The sequence below is a fragment of the Tsukamurella serpentis genome (assembly GCF_054780975.1).
Map to the genome: position 1 here is coordinate 211,072 of NZ_BAAGVH010000002.1, position 14,846 is coordinate 225,917.

At 68.6% G+C, this 14,846-nt stretch carries 19 protein-coding genes; 3 read left to right on the plus strand and 16 right to left on the minus strand.

The window, feature by feature from the left end; all coding sequences use genetic code 11:
• Positions 1 to 11: 11 nt before the first annotated feature.
• Complete coding sequence (locus ACYVHG_RS03400; RefSeq protein WP_461166028.1) at positions 12 to 1,349, minus strand: deoxyguanosinetriphosphate triphosphohydrolase; 1,338 nt, start codon at positions 1,347 to 1,349, stop codon at positions 12 to 14.
• Entirely contained in the window at positions 1,350 to 1,853 is a 504-nt protein-coding gene (locus ACYVHG_RS03405) for a cold-shock protein (RefSeq protein ID WP_461166029.1), read from the minus strand. It abuts the gene before it with no gap.
• A gap of 50 nt (positions 1,854 to 1,903) precedes the next feature.
• Here ACYVHG_RS03405 and ACYVHG_RS03410 point away from each other — a divergent pair, with 50 nt between their 5' ends.
• Complete coding sequence (locus tag ACYVHG_RS03410) at positions 1,904 to 2,335, plus strand: lipoprotein LpqH (protein WP_461166030.1); 432 nt, start codon at positions 1,904 to 1,906, stop codon at positions 2,333 to 2,335.
• Positions 2,336 to 2,365: 30 nt separating this feature from the next.
• Here ACYVHG_RS03410 and ACYVHG_RS03415 read toward each other — a convergent pair whose 3' ends face one another.
• Positions 2,366 to 3,769: a glycine--tRNA ligase gene (locus ACYVHG_RS03415; RefSeq protein WP_461166031.1), complete on the minus strand. Its 1,404-nt coding sequence runs from the start codon at positions 3,767 to 3,769 to the stop codon at positions 2,366 to 2,368.
• 218 nt (positions 3,770 to 3,987) lie between these two features.
• On the opposite strand from ACYVHG_RS03415, the gene ACYVHG_RS03420 reads away from it, so the two are divergent.
• Together ACYVHG_RS03420 and ACYVHG_RS03425 are read left to right on the plus strand one after the other, a co-directional pair.
• Positions 3,988 to 4,290: an ArsR/SmtB family transcription factor gene (locus ACYVHG_RS03420; RefSeq protein ID WP_461166904.1), complete on the plus strand. Its 303-nt coding sequence runs from the start codon at positions 3,988 to 3,990 to the stop codon at positions 4,288 to 4,290.
• 2 nt (positions 4,291 to 4,292) lie between these two features.
• Positions 4,293 to 4,706, plus strand: coding sequence for a Fur family transcriptional regulator (locus ACYVHG_RS03425; protein WP_461166032.1), 414 nt, complete (start codon positions 4,293 to 4,295; stop codon positions 4,704 to 4,706).
• Positions 4,707 to 4,775: 69 nt separating this feature from the next.
• Here ACYVHG_RS03425 and ACYVHG_RS03430 read toward each other — a convergent pair whose 3' ends face one another.
• The 13 genes from ACYVHG_RS03430 to ACYVHG_RS03490 form a co-directional block, all read right to left on the minus strand.
• Positions 4,776 to 5,384: a TetR family transcriptional regulator gene (locus ACYVHG_RS03430; RefSeq protein WP_461166033.1), complete on the minus strand. Its 609-nt coding sequence runs from the start codon at positions 5,382 to 5,384 to the stop codon at positions 4,776 to 4,778.
• Positions 5,381 to 6,580 carry an NAD(P)/FAD-dependent oxidoreductase gene (locus ACYVHG_RS03435; protein ID WP_461166034.1) on the minus strand — a complete coding sequence of 400 codons (1,200 nt, stop codon included), beginning with the start codon at positions 6,578 to 6,580 and terminating at the stop codon, positions 5,381 to 5,383. Before ACYVHG_RS03435 ends, ACYVHG_RS03430 begins: the two co-directional genes overlap by 4 nt.
• A complete protein-coding gene (locus ACYVHG_RS03440) occupies positions 6,577 to 6,765 on the minus strand; it encodes a rubredoxin (RefSeq protein WP_461166035.1) in 189 nt (62 codons plus the stop codon). The genes ACYVHG_RS03435 and ACYVHG_RS03440 overlap by 4 nt, the downstream gene beginning before the upstream one ends.
• 36 nt (positions 6,766 to 6,801) lie before the next feature.
• A complete protein-coding gene (locus ACYVHG_RS03445) occupies positions 6,802 to 6,963 on the minus strand; it encodes a rubredoxin (protein WP_461166036.1) in 162 nt (53 codons plus the stop codon).
• A complete protein-coding gene (locus ACYVHG_RS03450; protein ID WP_461166037.1) occupies positions 6,960 to 8,234 on the minus strand; it encodes an alkane 1-monooxygenase in 1,275 nt (424 codons plus the stop codon). The genes ACYVHG_RS03445 and ACYVHG_RS03450 overlap by 4 nt, the downstream gene beginning before the upstream one ends.
• Positions 8,235 to 8,523: 289 nt before the next feature.
• Positions 8,524 to 8,931 carry a hypothetical protein gene (locus tag ACYVHG_RS03455; RefSeq protein ID WP_461166038.1) on the minus strand — a complete coding sequence of 136 codons (408 nt, stop codon included), beginning with the start codon at positions 8,929 to 8,931 and terminating at the stop codon, positions 8,524 to 8,526.
• Entirely contained in the window at positions 8,928 to 9,689 is a 762-nt protein-coding gene (locus tag ACYVHG_RS03460) for an isoprenyl transferase (protein ID WP_461166905.1), read from the minus strand. Before ACYVHG_RS03460 ends, ACYVHG_RS03455 begins: the two co-directional genes overlap by 4 nt.
• Before the next feature lie 40 nt (positions 9,690 to 9,729).
• Positions 9,730 to 10,527, minus strand: a complete 798-nt coding sequence (gene recO / locus ACYVHG_RS03465) for a DNA repair protein RecO (RefSeq protein WP_461166039.1) — start codon at positions 10,525 to 10,527, stop codon at positions 9,730 to 9,732.
• A gap of 63 nt (positions 10,528 to 10,590) precedes the next feature.
• Positions 10,591 to 11,568 carry a GTPase Era gene (gene era / locus ACYVHG_RS03470; protein ID WP_461166040.1) on the minus strand — a complete coding sequence of 326 codons (978 nt, stop codon included), beginning with the start codon at positions 11,566 to 11,568 and terminating at the stop codon, positions 10,591 to 10,593.
• Positions 11,565 to 11,834, minus strand: coding sequence for a cytidine deaminase (locus ACYVHG_RS03475; protein WP_461166906.1), 270 nt, complete (start codon positions 11,832 to 11,834; stop codon positions 11,565 to 11,567). Before ACYVHG_RS03475 ends, era begins: the two co-directional genes overlap by 4 nt.
• Positions 11,835 to 11,890: 56 nt before the next feature.
• Entirely contained in the window at positions 11,891 to 13,210 is a 1,320-nt protein-coding gene (locus tag ACYVHG_RS03480) for a hemolysin family protein (RefSeq protein ID WP_461166041.1), read from the minus strand.
• A 3-nt stretch (positions 13,211 to 13,213) separates the two neighbouring features.
• Complete coding sequence (gene ybeY, locus ACYVHG_RS03485) at positions 13,214 to 13,753, minus strand: rRNA maturation RNase YbeY (RefSeq protein WP_461166042.1); 540 nt, start codon at positions 13,751 to 13,753, stop codon at positions 13,214 to 13,216.
• Positions 13,750 to 14,799, minus strand: coding sequence for a PhoH family protein (locus ACYVHG_RS03490; protein ID WP_461166043.1), 1,050 nt, complete (start codon positions 14,797 to 14,799; stop codon positions 13,750 to 13,752). The genes ybeY and ACYVHG_RS03490 overlap by 4 nt, the downstream gene beginning before the upstream one ends.
• Between the last annotated feature and the right edge of the window lie 47 nt (positions 14,800 to 14,846).

Below are 14,846 nucleotides of genomic sequence, written 5' to 3' on the forward strand. Positions count from 1 at the left end.
GTGTAGCCGCGCTAGACCGCGCCGCCGGGACCTGCCAGCACCACCTGGTCGAGCCGTTCCAGCCGGGTCTCGGTCATGGACGCGATCTGATCCACCACCACCCGCAGCCGCTCCGCATCCGACTCGGCGGCCAGGTAGGCCGGGCTGTAGAGCGGGTCGATGTGTGACGGTGAGGCACCCATCAGGAAGTCCGCGACCCGCAGGATCCGGTCGCGCTGCCCCTGCTGGATCGCCAGGTGCATCTGGTTCGAATAGATGTACTGCAGCGCCATGGTCTTGAGCAGCACCACTTCCGCGAGCACCGAGCGCGGCACCTCCACATCGGCCTGGTACCGGCACACCGGCTCGCTCCCGGTCGCCGCACGGGTGGCGTCGATCGCCGCGGAGGCGAAGCGGCCCACGAGCTCACTGGTCATCCGTTTCAGTGCCACCGACGTGGTGAGGCCACCGTCGTACCGTGCGGCCTCGGAGACCACCTCGAACGAGGCCAGGCGCGCACCCGCCTCCTCCAGCTCGGCCGCTTCCACACCGCGGAAGCTGCTGGCGCCGAAGCCGGACAGACTGCGCACCTCGTCCCGCGAGGCCAGTGCCCGCAGGTCCAACCGGCCCGAGAGCACCCCGTCCTCGACGTCGTGCACCGAGTAGGCGACGTCGTCGGACCAGTCCATGATCTGCGATTCCAGGCACTGACGGCGCCCGTGCGGTCCGTTCTCGCCACCCCGCATCCACTCCAGCACGTGGGCGTCGTCGGCGTAGACCCCGAACTTGCCGCCGGGCTCGCGGCGCAGCCACGGGTATTTGGTGGCGGCGTCCAGCGCCGCGCGGGTGAGGTTCAGTCCCACCGAACGGTCTTCGGCGTCGAGCACCTTCGGTTCCAGCCGGGTCAGTATCCGCAGGTTCTGGGCGTTGCCCTCGAAACCGCCGATCTTCGCGGCGACCTGGTCGAGGGCCCGCTCACCGTTGTGACCGTAGGGCGGGTGTCCGATGTCGTGAGCGAGGCCGGCCAGGTCCACCAGATCCGGATCGCAGCCGATCCCCAGGGCGATGCCCCGCCCGATCTGGCTGACCTCCAGCGAGTGGGTGAGCCTGGTACGCGGGGTGTCCCCCTCACGCGGGCCCACCACCTGCGTCTTGTCCGCCAGCCGGCGCAGCGCCGCACTGTGCAGAACGCGCGCGCGGTCGCGGGCGAAGGCGGAACTGTGCCCCTCCCAGCGCGGCGCCTCCCACTGCGGCCCCGAGAACAGAGCGGGTTCGCTCTCACCGGCCAGACCCGCGACCTTGGGTGACTCGGCGACGATCCGTTCGACGTCGGCCGCTCGGTAAGCGGCCGGTCCGGGAAGCAGTGGCACCTACTCGGTGACCCAGCCGCGGGCGAAGGCGAAGTCCGCGATGCGCTGGCGGATCTCGATGATCTGGCCGGCGGTCAGGTCGTCGGAGGAGTCGAGCAGCAACTCGGTCAGCTCGTCGACGAAGGACTGCATGTCCAGGGCTCCGGTCGCCGCCCGCGGGGCCTCGCGGCGGGGCCGCTGCTCACGCCGCTCACCCCTGTGCTCCCGATCGGCGCGGTGGTCACGCTCACGGTCGCCACGGTGTTCCCGGTGGTCCCGGTCGCCACGGTGATCGCGCTGCTCACGGCGCGGGGCGGGGGCACCGCCGATGACGGCGACGTTCACCGCCTTGAGTCCCTTGTCGCCGTTCTCCACATCGAAAGTCACCTCGGTGCCGGGTCGCAGTGCCGACTCGTCGAAGTCGATGTCGTTGACGTGGAGGAAAACGTCATCGCCACCGGCGTCGGGAGCGAGGAAGCCGAATCCCCGCTGCGTGTCGAAATGCACAACCTTGCCGTTCGTCATGGCTCCGAGTATCCCACGGGCGAGCCGGATCAGGCCGGTACGGTGTCGCTATGCGAATCCGTCGTCTTCCCGTCCGCTTCGGTACCGCCGCCCTCGTGATCGGCGCTCTGGCCGTGGCGACGGCGTGCACCTCCCCCAACATCGATTCCAGCACCGTGGTCGAGGTCGACGGCAAGCGCAACGACGCCGCCGAGTTCGTCAACGCCGGCTGCGAGCGCACCGGAGATTCGATCACAGTGGGCTCGGGCAGCGTGCAGACCGCTCGCGGAGTCGGTGCGGTGATCACCGACGGCAACCCGCCCAGGGTCAACAGCCTGTTCATCGCGGTCGACGGCAGCGTCATGACCGTGCTCAACACCCCGGTGGGGCAGATCGGTACGGCGACGGCGTCGAAGGCCGGTAACCGCTACACGATCACCGGTGAGGCCCGGGCGGCGAACCTGTCGATGAAGAAGTTCCGGGTGGAGATCACCTGCGGCTGACCCGCACGAAGAATCGCGGTCGGTGTCGGCTCAGCAGCCTGCCAGGCGCGTAGCGAGGTACTGCTGCACCTCGGCGAGCGGAACCCGCTCCTGCGACATGGTGTCCCGCTCACGCACGGTCACCGAATCGTCCTCCAGAGTGTCGAAGTCCACGGTGATGCAGAACGGGGTACCGATCTCGTCCTGGCGGCGGTAGCGCTTGCCGATGCCCTGGGCGTCGTCGAACTCGACGTTCCAGAACTGGCGCAGCTGCGCCGCGAGCTCGCGCGCCTTGGGTGAGAGCTTCTCATCGCGCGAGAGCGGCAGCACCGCCGCCTTGACCGGGGCCAGGCGCCGGTCCAGCTTGAGCACCACGCGGGTGTCGGTACCGCCGCCCGACTTCGGCACCTCCTCCTCGGTGTACGCATCCACCAGGAACGCCATCAGCGAGCGGGTGAGACCCGCGGCCGGCTCGATCACGAACGGGATGTACCGCTCGCCGGACTGCTGATCGAAGAACTCCAGCGACTCACCCGAGTGCTTGGAGTGCGTGCCGAGATCGAAGTCGGTGCGGTTGGCGATGCCCTCGAGCTCACCGAACTCGCTGCCCGCGAACTCGAAGCGGTACTCGATGTCGACGGTGCCCTTGGAGTAGTGGCTCAGCTTCTCCTGCGGGTGCGTGTACAGGCGCAGGTTGTCCGGGTTGATACCGAGGTCGGTGTACCACTTGAGCCGGTAATCGATCCAGTACTGGTGCCAGGTGTCGTCCTCGCCCGGCTTGACGAAGAACTCCATCTCCATCTGCTCGAACTCACGGGTCCGGAAGATGAAGTTGCCCGGGGTGATCTCGTTGCGGAAGCTCTTGCCGATCTGGCCGATGCCGAACGGCGGCTTCTTGCGGGCCGTGGTCATCACGTTCTTGAAGTTCACGAAGATGCCCTGCGCGGTCTCCGGGCGCAGGTAGTGCAGGCCCTCCTCGGACTCGATGGGTCCGAGGTAGGTCTTGAGCATCATGTTGAAGTCACGGGGCTCGGTCCACTGCCCCTTGGTGCCGCAGTCCGGGCAGACGATCTCCGTCATGGGCACGTCGTCCGGCTCGATCTGCTCACCCTTGGCCGCGCGCTTCTCGGCGTAGGCCTCCTGCAGGTGGTCCTGGCGGTGCCGCTTGTGGCAGTTCAGGCACTCCACCAGCGGGTCGTTGAACACCGAGACGTGACCGGAGGCCACCCACACCTGCCGGGGCAGGATGATCGAGCTGTCCAGGCCCACGACGTCGTCGCGGGAGGTGACCATGTTGCGCCACCACTGCTTCTTGATGTTCTCCTTGAGCTCCACACCCAGTGGCCCGTAGTCCCAGGCCGAACGCGTACCGCCGTAGATCTCACCCGCGGGGTAGACCAGTCCCCGGCGCTTGCACAGGTTGGCGACGGTTTCGACTTTGGTTGCTTTGGCCACGGCGCGCTTCTTCTCCGACTGGGTTGGCGGGACTGATCGCATCGACTCTACCGTTCGGCCCGGTCGCGGCGGCGCAACGGGACGGCGCGACCGCACCGCTTGACGTAGCTGGATCCGCATATGAAAATGATTGTAGATAACAGGAGGTGTTCCGCATTTCTACCGACATCGTCCGGGGGGTCGCTGCCGACTGCCCCGTCGACGCCGAATGCGAGGCCGTGCAGCGGCCCGATCCGGAGGTGCTGGCCGCCACCGGAGATCTGCTGCGCGCGCTGGCCGCACCGGTGCGGATCTCGATCGTGCTCGAACTGATGCGCTCCGAGCTGTGCGTGCACCAGTTGGTCGACAGCCTCGGCGTCACCCAGCCACTGGTCAGCCAGCACCTGCGGGTGCTCAAATCCGCGGGCGTCGTCCGCGGTGAGCGCAACGGGCGCGAGATCGTCTACCGCTTGGTCGACGATCACCTCGCCCACATCGTGATCGACGCGGTCACCCACGCCTCCGAGCGGCCGGGAACCTGACGATGTCCGGCGAACCCACCAAGGGCACCGGTGTGCGTGCCACCAAGCAACGCGGGGCGATCACTCATGCGCTGCAGTCGGTCTCGGAGTTCAAGTCCGCGCAGGAGCTGCACGAACAGCTGCGCTCCGACGGCGAGTCGATCGGCCTGACCACGGTGTACCGGAATCTGCAGGCGATGGCCGACGCCGGTGCGGTCGACACCCTGCGCACCGACAGCGGCGAGGCCCTGTTCCGGCTGTGCTCGGTCGAGCATCACCATCACCTGGTCTGCCGCGAGTGCGGACGCACCGTGGAGGTGACCGATCGGTCCGTCGAGGCATGGTCCGAACGGACCGCTGCGGCGCACGGATTCACCGACGTCACGCACACCCTGGAGATCTTCGGGCGCTGCTCGCAGTGCGCGGCCTCCGCCTGAGCGCTCGCCCCCTCCCCGGACCGACCGCACACCGACCGGCCGGTGGGCGACCGGACCGGTTCCGGCGGCTCAGTCCCGTGCCGCCCGGGTGAGGAACGGGGAGAGCGCGGAGGTCACTTCCCGGGTGGCGTCCTCGGCGGTCTCGATCGGCATGGTGATGTGACTGAACGCCAGCCGCACCAGTACTCCGGCGGCGATCTGGGCGTCGGCGCGGCGGATCTGCGCCCAGCTCATGGCCAGGATCTCGGCGAGTCCGTCGGCGGCGCGCTTGAGGATGGGGGTGCCGTCGACCGTGACGATCCCCATGAGGTCGCGGTGCGGGTTCGGGCCGACGATGTTGAGCACCACCGGATCCCCCATTCCCGTCCGGAAGACCCCGAGCATGGCGTCGGCGAGCGCATCGTCGATCCGGCCCGGATGCGCGGCGATCCGGTCCTGCACGTAGGCCAACAGCCCGTCGACGAACCGCGTCACGTAGGCGACGGCCATCCCCTTACGGGAACCGAACTCGTTGTACAGCGTCTGCCGGCTCACGCCCGCCTCGCGGGCCACCGCCGCCATCGTCACCGACGACCATTCCTGGTTCTCCCGCAGGAAGCCACTCACCGCGTCCAAGGCCTGGTCGCGCACCGTCGGCTTGGAGTGGGTGGTCTCCCCCCGCCCGGCGAGGACCGTCATCGCGCATCCACCGATGCGATCAGCCGGGACAGTTCACCGCGGGCGGCGCGGAACTCCTTGGGTCGGCCCACCGCGACCGCACCGACGAGCGCGCCGCCCCGGGTGCAGCGCGCCGAGAACGAACCGGTCACCTGATCCATCGCGCCGTCCACCTCCACATGGTCTTCCGCCGCAGGCCATCCCGCGAACTGGAGCAGCACCCCGAACTGATTCGACCAGCCCCACGGGAGCACCGGCGCGCAGTCCTCACCGAGGATCACCCGAGCCAGTGCCGCGCCGTGATCGTGGGCGGCCGACCAGTTCTCCGCGCGGTAGCCGCCGCCCTCCAGCGGGTTGGGTACCCGGGCGCAATCACCGATCGCGTACACGTCCTCCGCCGAGGTGCGGTATCGCTCGTCCACCACGATACCGTCGTCGGTGCGCAGGGCCAGCCGCTCGGCGAGGGCGGTGTCCGGGACCGATCCGACGGCGATCACCACCAGGTCCGCCCGCACCTGCTCCCCGGTGCCGAGCCGGACCCGGACCTGTCCGGCGTCCGCGTCGATCCCGGTCGCGCATTGCCCGAGCCGGAGGTCGACGCCGGCCTCGCGGTGCAGGTCTGCCAGCCGTCCACCGATGGCGGGCGGCAGTACCCGGGCGAGCGGCGTGGGCGCCGGATCGACGACGGTGACCCGCACTCCGAGGCTGCGTGCGGCGGATGCGACCTCTGAGCCGATCAGTCCGGCGCCGAGGACGACGACACCGTGCGCGTGGGCGAGTGCACCCCGCAGGCCCGCAGCGTCGGCGAAGTCGCGCAGGTACCGGATCCGCTCGTGCGGCGGCGGTCCGGTCAGTACACGGGCAGCGGCACCGGTGGCCAGGACCAGCGAACGGTAGCCCAGAGCGGTGCCGTCGGACAGTTCGACGGTGCGCGCGGCGGTGTCACCGCCGGTGACACGAACACCGGTGCGGACGTCGATCCCGGCCCGGTCCCAGACGGCTGCGGGCTTGACCAGTATGCTCCCGACCTCCGCCCCGGCCTCGGCCTCGGCCTCGGCGAGCAGGATGTCCTTCGACAGCGCGGGCCTCCGGTACGGCAGGTACGGCTCACCACCGATGAGGGTCAGCGGACCGTCGTAGCCGCCGGAGCGCAGGTTCAACGCCGCGGTTGCCCCGGCGATACCGGTTCCGGCGATGACCACGCCGTCGCCGGTCATGCCCGCGAAACCTCGACCATCTCGAAGTCGGCCTTGGCCGCGCCGCAGTCGGGGCAGGACCAGTCATCGGGGATCTCGTCCCAGCGGGTACCGGGGGCGATCCCGTCCTCGGGCCAGCCCTGCGCCTCGTCGTACTCGAATCCGCACTGCAGACAGCGGAACAGCCTGAAGGGTGCATCGCTCATACTGAAACTCCTTGGGGTGTTGGCCGATCCGTTGTGTCACACCGGTTCGAAATCGATCTTGTCGCGGACACCGCAATCCGGGCAGTTCCAGTCGTCCGGGATCCGGGACCAGACGGTTCCGGCCGGCCACCCTTCCCTCGGCGCGCCGACGGCTTCGTCGTACCGGTATCCGCACACCGGACACTGGTACGCACTCATGCCGCGGCCCGCCCGCCCGAGGCGTCGGCGCCGTACTCGGCGAGTACCCGATCGCGGACGCGAGGGTGGATGTTCGCCCTGGTGACGTCGCCCTGGTAGTGCTCGATCACGCGGTGGTCCATCATCTTCCGCCACAGGGGCGGGAAGTAGGTCAGACCGATCAGCGTGGCGTACCCGTGGGGTAATGACGGTGCCTCCTCGAACGACCGGAGCGTCTGGTACCGCCGGGTGGGGTTGGCGTGATGGTCACTGTGGCGCTGCAGGTGGTAGAGGAAGACGTTGGTGACGATGCGGTCCGAGTTCCACGAATGCCGCGGCGAGCAGCGCTCGTACCTCCCCGAGGCCGTCTTCTGCCGGAGCAGACCGTAGTGCTCGAGATAGTTCACCGATTCGAGCAGACTGAACCCGTAGACGGCCTGAATCATCAGGAAGGGCAGCACGTACCAGCCGAAAATCGCCGTCAGCGTCCCGAACAGGACAGCGGTCATCATCCAGGCGTTGAGCACGTCGTTCCGCAGAGTCCATGGGCTCTTGTCGAGCCGGCGCAGGCGGGTCTTCTCCAGGTTCCACGAGGACTTCACACTGCCCCACACACTGCGCGGCAGGAACTCCCAGAAGGTCTCCCCGAACCGGGCACTGGCCGGATCCTCCGGAGTAGCCACCCGGACGTGGTGGCCGCGGTTGTGCTCGATGAAGAAGTGGCCGTACATGGCGGGTGCCAGAGTCAGTTTGGCGATCCAGCGTTCACTGTCGGGCTTCTTGTGGCCCAGTTCGTGTCCGGTGTTGATCCCGATGCCGGTGACCACGCCCAGGCTCAGCGTGAGCCCGATCTTGCTCACCGGGCTCAGGCCACCACCGTCGGAGTACAGGCCACCGAGCCAGGTGAGCGAATCAGCGGTCAGGAAGTAGCACAACGCCACCAACGAGGCGAGGTGGAAGGGCAGGAAGATGAAGGTCAGCCACCGGTAATAGGTGGAGTTCTCCAGCGCCTCCATCACCTCCTCGGGCGGGTTCTCGCCGTCGTCGCCGGCTCTGACGTCGACGATCGGGAGGATCACGTACAGCAGGATCGGACCGATCCACCAGAGCACCGGGGTGAGGTACATCAGCGGGGTGTGGCCGAGACCGAGCAGCACCATCAGTCCCACGGCGAAGAACAGTGCGGTGGGCACGAACAGCCCCCACAACCACAGACGTCTCTTGTGATCGGTCCAGACGGCTTCCTCGCCGTCCGCGTCGATGTAGGTCAGGCCCTTCACGGTCTCTCCCATCCTCGGCCGCTGCAACGAGCTCTGCGCCCGTCGCCCTATCGTCTCGCCAGTATTTGACAGATCGCGTCAACATGTCAAGCAATGCCGATACACACTGCCTTGATTCGTCAAGTACTCGGTGTACATGAGGGTGAGTTTGCACAGCCCGACACCCGCCCTTCGCGGGAGCGTCGAGGTGGGGTGCAGTGGGTGCGGGGACGTGACGGCGATCGAACGCGCCGGGAGTTCACTGGCCACGCAGCGGTGAGCGGCTCACCGGCCGTTCCCGGTGAACCGGTCGAACAGAACGTCAGCCGACGATCCGGCGGCGGACTTCGATGCCCTGCGCCAGGACGAACAACACGAACTCGCGCAGCGGATCGCCGGCGAGGGTGCCGGCGGGGAACGAATAGGTGAGCACGAGGTCGGCGGATACCTCCCGCTCCATCAGCCGCAACGCTCCGAACTGCACTGCCTCACCGGCCGCGCCGACATCGGTCCGCAGGCGGTCACTGAGCGGTAGATCCCAAGCCACGACCTGGGTCAGCGAGTAGACGTCAACGGTGTGCGCCAGCTCGAACACCTGCACCGACGCCGGGGTATCACCGAAATCGACCAGCACGGCCTGATTCTCGTCACGCCGCAGCGCGACACCATCGGCCAGCGCAGACTCCAGCCGGGAACGCAGTCCGTCCAGGCGCGGATCCCGCGCGGTCACTGGGCACCGCCGAACCGGCGGTCGCGCTTGGCGTACTCCAGGCACGCAGCCCACAGGTCGCGCCGATCGAAGTCCGGGAAAAGCGTGTCCTGATAGACGTATTCGGCGTAAGCGCTCTCCCACAGCAGGAAGTTCGACGAGCGCTTCTCCCCCGACGGACGCAGGAACAGGTCGACATCACCCATATCCGGCTGGTACAGGTAGTTCTGGAAGGACTGCTCGGTGATGCGGTCCGGGTTGATCTCCCCGGCGGCGGCCCGACGGGCGATCTCCCTTGTGGCGTCGACGATCTCGGCGCGTCCACCGTAGTTGACGCACATGGTGAGCGTCATGACGGTGTTGTCCCGGGTGAGTTCCTCGGCGGCCTCGAGCTCGGCGATCACACTGCGCCACAGCCGGGGTCGGCGTCCGGCCCATTTCACCCGGACACCCATCTCGTGCATCTCGTCGCGGCGGCGCCGGATCACGTCCCGGTTGAAGCCCATGAGGAAACGCACTTCCTCGGGACTGCGGGACCAGTTCTCGGTGGAGAAGGCGTACGCCGACAGCTGCTGGACACCCATCTGGATACAGCCGCACACGGTGTCCATCAGAACGGCCTCGCCGCGCTTGTGGCCCTCGGTGCGAGCCATACCGCGTTCCTTGGCCCAGCGCCCGTTGCCGTCCATCACCAGCGCGACATGACGCGGCACCAGTTCCGCGGGGATCTCCGGCGGCACGGCCCCCGAGGGATGCGGGTCCGGCGGACGGGGCGTCACCGGTCGTGACTGCTCACCGGCCGGCTTCGCCGCCTTGGCCCTACCCCGCCGCAGTCCCGGCACCGTCGACCTCCCTCTCACCGGCCGCGAGGGCCGGACTGTGCGGCGCGTGCCGCTCGATCATGGGCAACGAGCGCAGTTGCCGGCCCACGTGCCACTGTAGGTGCGCCGCAGCCAGGCCCGCGCCCTGCCTACGGACCCGATCATCCATCGTCTCGGCGAAGTCGAAATCCGCCCGGGCCAGTGCCGCCATCAGGTCCAGCACTCCCTGGGAGGGAACCGCGGATCCGACGGGCCGGCAGTGCACGCAGACGGCGCCCCCCGCGGCCACGTGAAAGGCGCGGTGCGGGCCGTCGTCACCGCAGCGGGCGCACAGCGTCAGCGCCGGCGCCCAGCCCGCGGCATCCATGGCGCGCAGCAGGAACGAGATCAGCACCAGTTCCCGGTCACGGGTGCCGGCGGCGATCGCCCGCAGCGCCCCGACGGTGAGCCGGTGCAGTTCCGGGGCCGGGGCCCGCTCCTCACCCGCGAGACGCTCCGCGGTCTCGATCACCGCGCAGGCGGTGGTGTAGCGCCCGTAGTCGTCGGCGAGGTCACCGGAGTAGGCGGCGATGGAGTGCACCTGGGTCACCACGTCCAGACTGCGGCCGGGGTGCAGCTGGAGATCGACGTGGGCGAACAGTTCCAGCCGTGCCCCGAACCGCGAACGCGGCCGGCGCACCCCCTTCGCCACCGCGCGGACCAGGCCGTTCTCCCGGGTGAGCAGCGTGAGGATGTAGTCGGCCTCCCCCAGCTTGTGCTGCCGCAGCACCACAGCGCTGTCCCGGTACGACCTCATGAGTAGAGATTGTCCCACTCCACCCCGACAACCGGCACCATCGACGCTCGGGGCGTCGAATCGCTAGAACCCCAGCCTGCCGAGTTGCTTGGGATCGCGCTGCCAATCCTTGGCGACCTTCACGTGCAGGGAGAGGAACACCTTCCGGCCCAGGAGTCGCTCGATCTCACCGCGTGCCGCGGTCCCCACGGACTTGAGCCGAGCACCGCCCTTCCCGATGATGATCGCCTTCTGCGAGGGCCGCTCCACGTACAGCAGCGCGTGCACCTCCAGCATCGCGGGCTTGCCCGACTTCTCCTGCGCCGGCGTCTTCTCCCGTTCGAGCACCTCCTCGATCACCACCGCCAACGAGTGGGGCAGCTCGTCCCGCACACCTTCGAGCGCGGCCTCACGGATCAGCTCCGCCATCATCGTGTCGTCGTCGGTGTCGGTGATCTCATCGTCCGGATAGAACGCCGGCCCCGGCTCCATCTTCGATGCGAGCAGCGCCACCAGATCCTCGATCTGCTGGCCGGAGGTCGCCGACACCGGGATCACATCGCAGTCACCGCCGAGGAATTCGGAGACGGCGACCAACTGCTCGGCGACCCGGTCACGGGCCACCTTGTCGATCTTGGTGACCACGCCGATCAGTGTGGTCTTCGGCGCCATGTGCCGCACCTGATCGAGGATGTACCGGTCACCGGGGCCGATCTTCTCGTCCGCGGGGATCGTCAGGCAGATCGCGTCGACCTCGGAATAGGTGTCGCGCACCAGATCGTTGAGGCGCTGCCCGAGCAGCGTGCGCGGACGGTGCAGCCCGGGAGTGTCCACCAGCACCAACTGGCAGTCGGGCCGATTGACGATGCCGCGGATGGTCGAGCGGGTGGTCTGCGGCCGCGAGCTGGTGATCGCGACCTTGGTCCCGACCAGCGCGTTCGTCAGGGTCGACTTGCCGGTGTTCGGGCGGCCGACGAAGCAGACGAACCCGGAGCGGAAATCGCCGTCGGCCCCGTCTACGGCGCCTGCGCCTGGGGCTGCGGTCTCGGAATCCTCGGTCACCGTCGGGCCTCCCCGCGCTCGTCGAACAACAGGACCGGTGCGGCCGGCGAGACCTCGCGCAGTGCGCCGACTCCGGCGTCGTCGTCGGCAGCGGCGCCCACCAGCACCGCCGCCTCGAAGCCCGTCGCACCGGAGGCGAGGGCGGTCGCGACCGCCACTTGGAGGCCGGTCAGCGTCAACGCCCGCAGCCCCACCGGCGCCCCGGCGTAGGTGCGGCCGTCCAGGTCGCGCACCGCGGCGCCGTGCGCGGCCGCCGCCCGGCCCATCGCCCCGCGGGCGAGAGTCACCAGTTTGCGGTCCTCGTCGGAGGTCTCCGGGGCCGTCACACGCTCTCCTTCTCGTCGTCGGCGGCATCGTCGTCCGACGGCGCCGCCCCTTCGTCCTCGGCGCGACGCACCAGAACAGTCGTGATCCGCATCCTGCCACGCCGATTCGTCGAGCCTTCGGCCTCCAGCAGCAGGCCGTGCGCCCGTACCTCGGCCCCCGGGAGCGGGACCCGGCCCAGTACCAACCCGAGCAGCCCGCCGACGGTGTCGACCTCGTCCTCGTCGATGTCCTCGTCGAACAGGTCACCGAGGTCCTCCAGGCCGAGGCGCGCCGACACCCGGTAGAGGCCGTCACCGATCTCCTCGACCGGGGCGATCTCGTCCGCGTCGTACTCGTCGGTGATCTCGCCGACGATCTCCTCGAGCACGTCCTCGATGGTCACCAGACCGGCGATCGAACCGTACTCGTTGACCAGCACGGCCATGTGGTTGTTGGTCTGCTGCATCTCCCGCAGCAGCGCGTCGACCGGTTTGGAGTCGGGCACGAACACCGCCGGCCGGGCCATCGTGCCCACGGTGATCGCGTGCCGATCGGCACCGTCCGGCAGAGCGACCAGGTCCTTGAGGTAGACCACGCCGCGGACGTCGTCGACGTTCTCCCCGATGACCGGGATTCGCGAGTGACCGGAGCGCACGGCCAGCCGGACCGCCTGACGCACCGACTTGTCGGCCTCGATCCACACCACCTCCGGCCGGGGCACCATGATCCCCCGTGCCGCGGTGTCACCGAGCTCGAAGACCGACTGGATCATCTTGCCCTCGTCCTCGGCGACCACTCCGCGCTGCTGCGCCAGATCGACCAGTTCGCGCAGTTCGACCTCGGTCGCGAACGGCCCGTTCCGGTAGCCGCGGCCGGGGGTGATGGCGTTACCGAGCAGGATCAGCAACCGGGTGAGCGGGCCCATCAGGATCGCGATCCCCTGCAGGAACACCGCGGTGTTGCACCCGAGCGTGTAGGCGTGCTGCCGCCCCAGAGTGCGTGGACCGACGCCGATCAGCACATAGTTGACCACCGTCATGACCGCGGCGGTCAGTACTGCGGTCCACATCGTGGCGAGGTACCGGTCGGCGACCAGGAAGACCAGCACCGTCGAGAGCACCTCGCAGGCGGTACGCAGCAGCACGACCAGGTTCACGTACATCGGCCGGTTGCCGAGCAGTCGCTGCAGCCGGCGCGCACCGGGCCGGCCGTCCTCGACCAGGTCCACCACCCGCGCCGGGGAGACGGTCAGCAGTGCGGAGTCCAGCGCCGCGAACAACCCGCCGAGCAGGACCAGCGCGACGACGCCGACGATCAGCAGGATCGACGAGGCCACGCGCTAGTCCCGCCGCCCCAGGAATCCCGTGCGTCCGAGCAGTTTGTCGTCACGCGCCGATTGCCGGGCGCGACGCTGCTCGTCGCGCTGCTGCGCGTAGTACTCGGCCAGGATGCCGTCCTGGAGGGCGAACATCTCTCGCTCCTCCTCGGGTTCGGCGTGATCGAAGCCGAGGAGGTGCAGCACGCCGTGCACGGTGAGGACGTTGAGCTCGTGCTCGGTGGAGTGACCGGCGGCGGTCGCCTGCTCGGCGGCGAACTGCGGGCACAGCACGATGTCTCCGAGCGTCGCAGGCCCGGCGTCGGTCATATCCGGCCGGCCACCCGGGGTGAGCTCGTCCATCGGGAAGCTCATCACATCGGTCGGGCCGGGCAGGTCCATCCACTTGACGTGCAGGTCGGCCATCGCGTCGAGGTCGACGGCGAGCATGTTCAGTTCCGCACCCGGGTGCACGTCCATCGCGGCGATCGCGAACGCCGCCACGGCGACGACCTCGGCCTCGTCGATCTCGAAACCGGACTCGTTGGCGAATTCGATGCTCATCGGCGCCCCGGCATCCGTCGTGTCCCGCCGATCTGCGGGCGCTTGGTGTTCTCCAACTGTGCCTCGAACTCGGAGTAGGCGTCCACGATCTCGGCGACCAGCCGGTGCCGCACCACATCGGCACTGGTCAGCTCGCTGATGTGGATGTCATCGATGCCGTGCAGGATGTTCACCGCTGCCCGCAGCCCGCTGGTCGCGCCACCCGGCAGGTCCACCTGGGTGGCGTCACCGGTGACCACGATCTTCGAGCCGAAGCCCAGGCGGGTCAGGAACATCTTCATCTGCTCGGCGCTGGTGTTCTGCGCCTCGTCGAGGATGATGAACGCGTCGTTGAGCGTGCGGCCGCGCATGTACGCCAGCGGCGCCACCTCGATCACTCCGGCCGCCATCAGCTTGGGAATCGCCTCCGGGTCCATCATGTCGTGCAGCGCGTCGTAGAGCGGGCGCAGGTACGGGTCGATCTTGTCGTTGAGAGTGCCGGGGAGGAAGCCCAGACGCTCTCCCGCCTCGACCGCGGGGCGGGTGAGGATGATCCGGCTGACCTGCTTGGCCTGCAGGGCCTGCACGGCCTTGGCCATCGCCAGGTAGGTCTTACCGGTACCGGCGGGGCCGACTCCGAAGACGATGGTGTGCTCGTCGATCGCGTCGACGTACTTCTTCTGGTTCACCGTCTTCGGGCGCACCGTCTTGCCGCGCCGCGAGATGATGTCCAGGGTGAGCACCTCGGCCGGGGACTCCCCCGAGCCGTCGGTCATCATCGCGATCGACCGGCGCACCTCCTCCGGGCTGACCGCGACTCCACTGCGCACCGTGGCCTGGAGCTCGGCGAGCACCCGCTCGGCCAGAGCGACATCGGCCGGCGGGCCGGACAGGGTGACCACGTTGCCGCGGGCGTGGATCTGAGCATCGAGGCCGTCCTCGAGGGCGCGCAGGTTCGCGTCCGCGGGGCCGAGGAGCCCGAAGGTCAGCTCGATCGGAATCTCGATGGTCGACCGTGCCGGTGGCACGGTCTGATCTCGGGGTTCGGGACTGTTGCGGTCTGCCACGCGGTGGTTCGATCCTTGTTCGGGGCGGTCACCGCTCCTGACGGGGC

What these genes read in the sequence shown, in the direction of transcription:
- ACYVHG_RS03405 (WP_461166029.1), bottom strand. Translation starts at nt 1,853, where the DNA reads ATGACGAACGGCAAGGTTGTGCATTTCGACACGCAGCGGGGATTCGGC.
- ACYVHG_RS03430 (WP_461166033.1), bottom strand. Translation starts at nt 5,384, where the DNA reads ATGACGGTCCTCGCCGGGCGGGGGGAGACCACCCACTCCAAGCCGACG.
- recO (WP_461166039.1), bottom strand. Translation starts at nt 10,527, where the DNA reads ATGAGGTCGTACCGGGACAGCGCTGTGGTGCTGCGGCAGCACAAGCTG.
- ybeY (WP_461166042.1), bottom strand. Translation starts at nt 13,753, where the DNA reads ATGAGCATCGAATTCGCCAACGAGTCCGGTTTCGAGATCGACGAGGCC.
- ACYVHG_RS03435 (WP_461166034.1), bottom strand. Translation starts at nt 6,580, where the DNA reads ATGACCGGCGACGGCGTGGTCATCGCCGGAACCGGTATCGCCGGGGCA.
- ACYVHG_RS03450 (WP_461166037.1), bottom strand. Translation starts at nt 8,234, where the DNA reads ATGGGAGAGACCGTGAAGGGCCTGACCTACATCGACGCGGACGGCGAG.
- ACYVHG_RS03410 (WP_461166030.1), top strand. Translation starts at nt 1,904, where the DNA reads ATGCGAATCCGTCGTCTTCCCGTCCGCTTCGGTACCGCCGCCCTCGTG.
- ACYVHG_RS03425 (WP_461166032.1), top strand. Translation starts at nt 4,293, where the DNA reads ATGTCCGGCGAACCCACCAAGGGCACCGGTGTGCGTGCCACCAAGCAA.
- ACYVHG_RS03475 (WP_461166906.1), bottom strand. Translation starts at nt 11,834, where the DNA reads ATGGGCCGGGCGGCGGCCGCGCACGGCGCCGCGGTGCGCGACCTGGAC.
- ACYVHG_RS03440 (WP_461166035.1), bottom strand. Translation starts at nt 6,765, where the DNA reads ATGAGCGATGCACCCTTCAGGCTGTTCCGCTGTCTGCAGTGCGGATTC.
- ACYVHG_RS03445 (WP_461166036.1), bottom strand. Translation starts at nt 6,963, where the DNA reads ATGAGTGCGTACCAGTGTCCGGTGTGCGGATACCGGTACGACGAAGCC.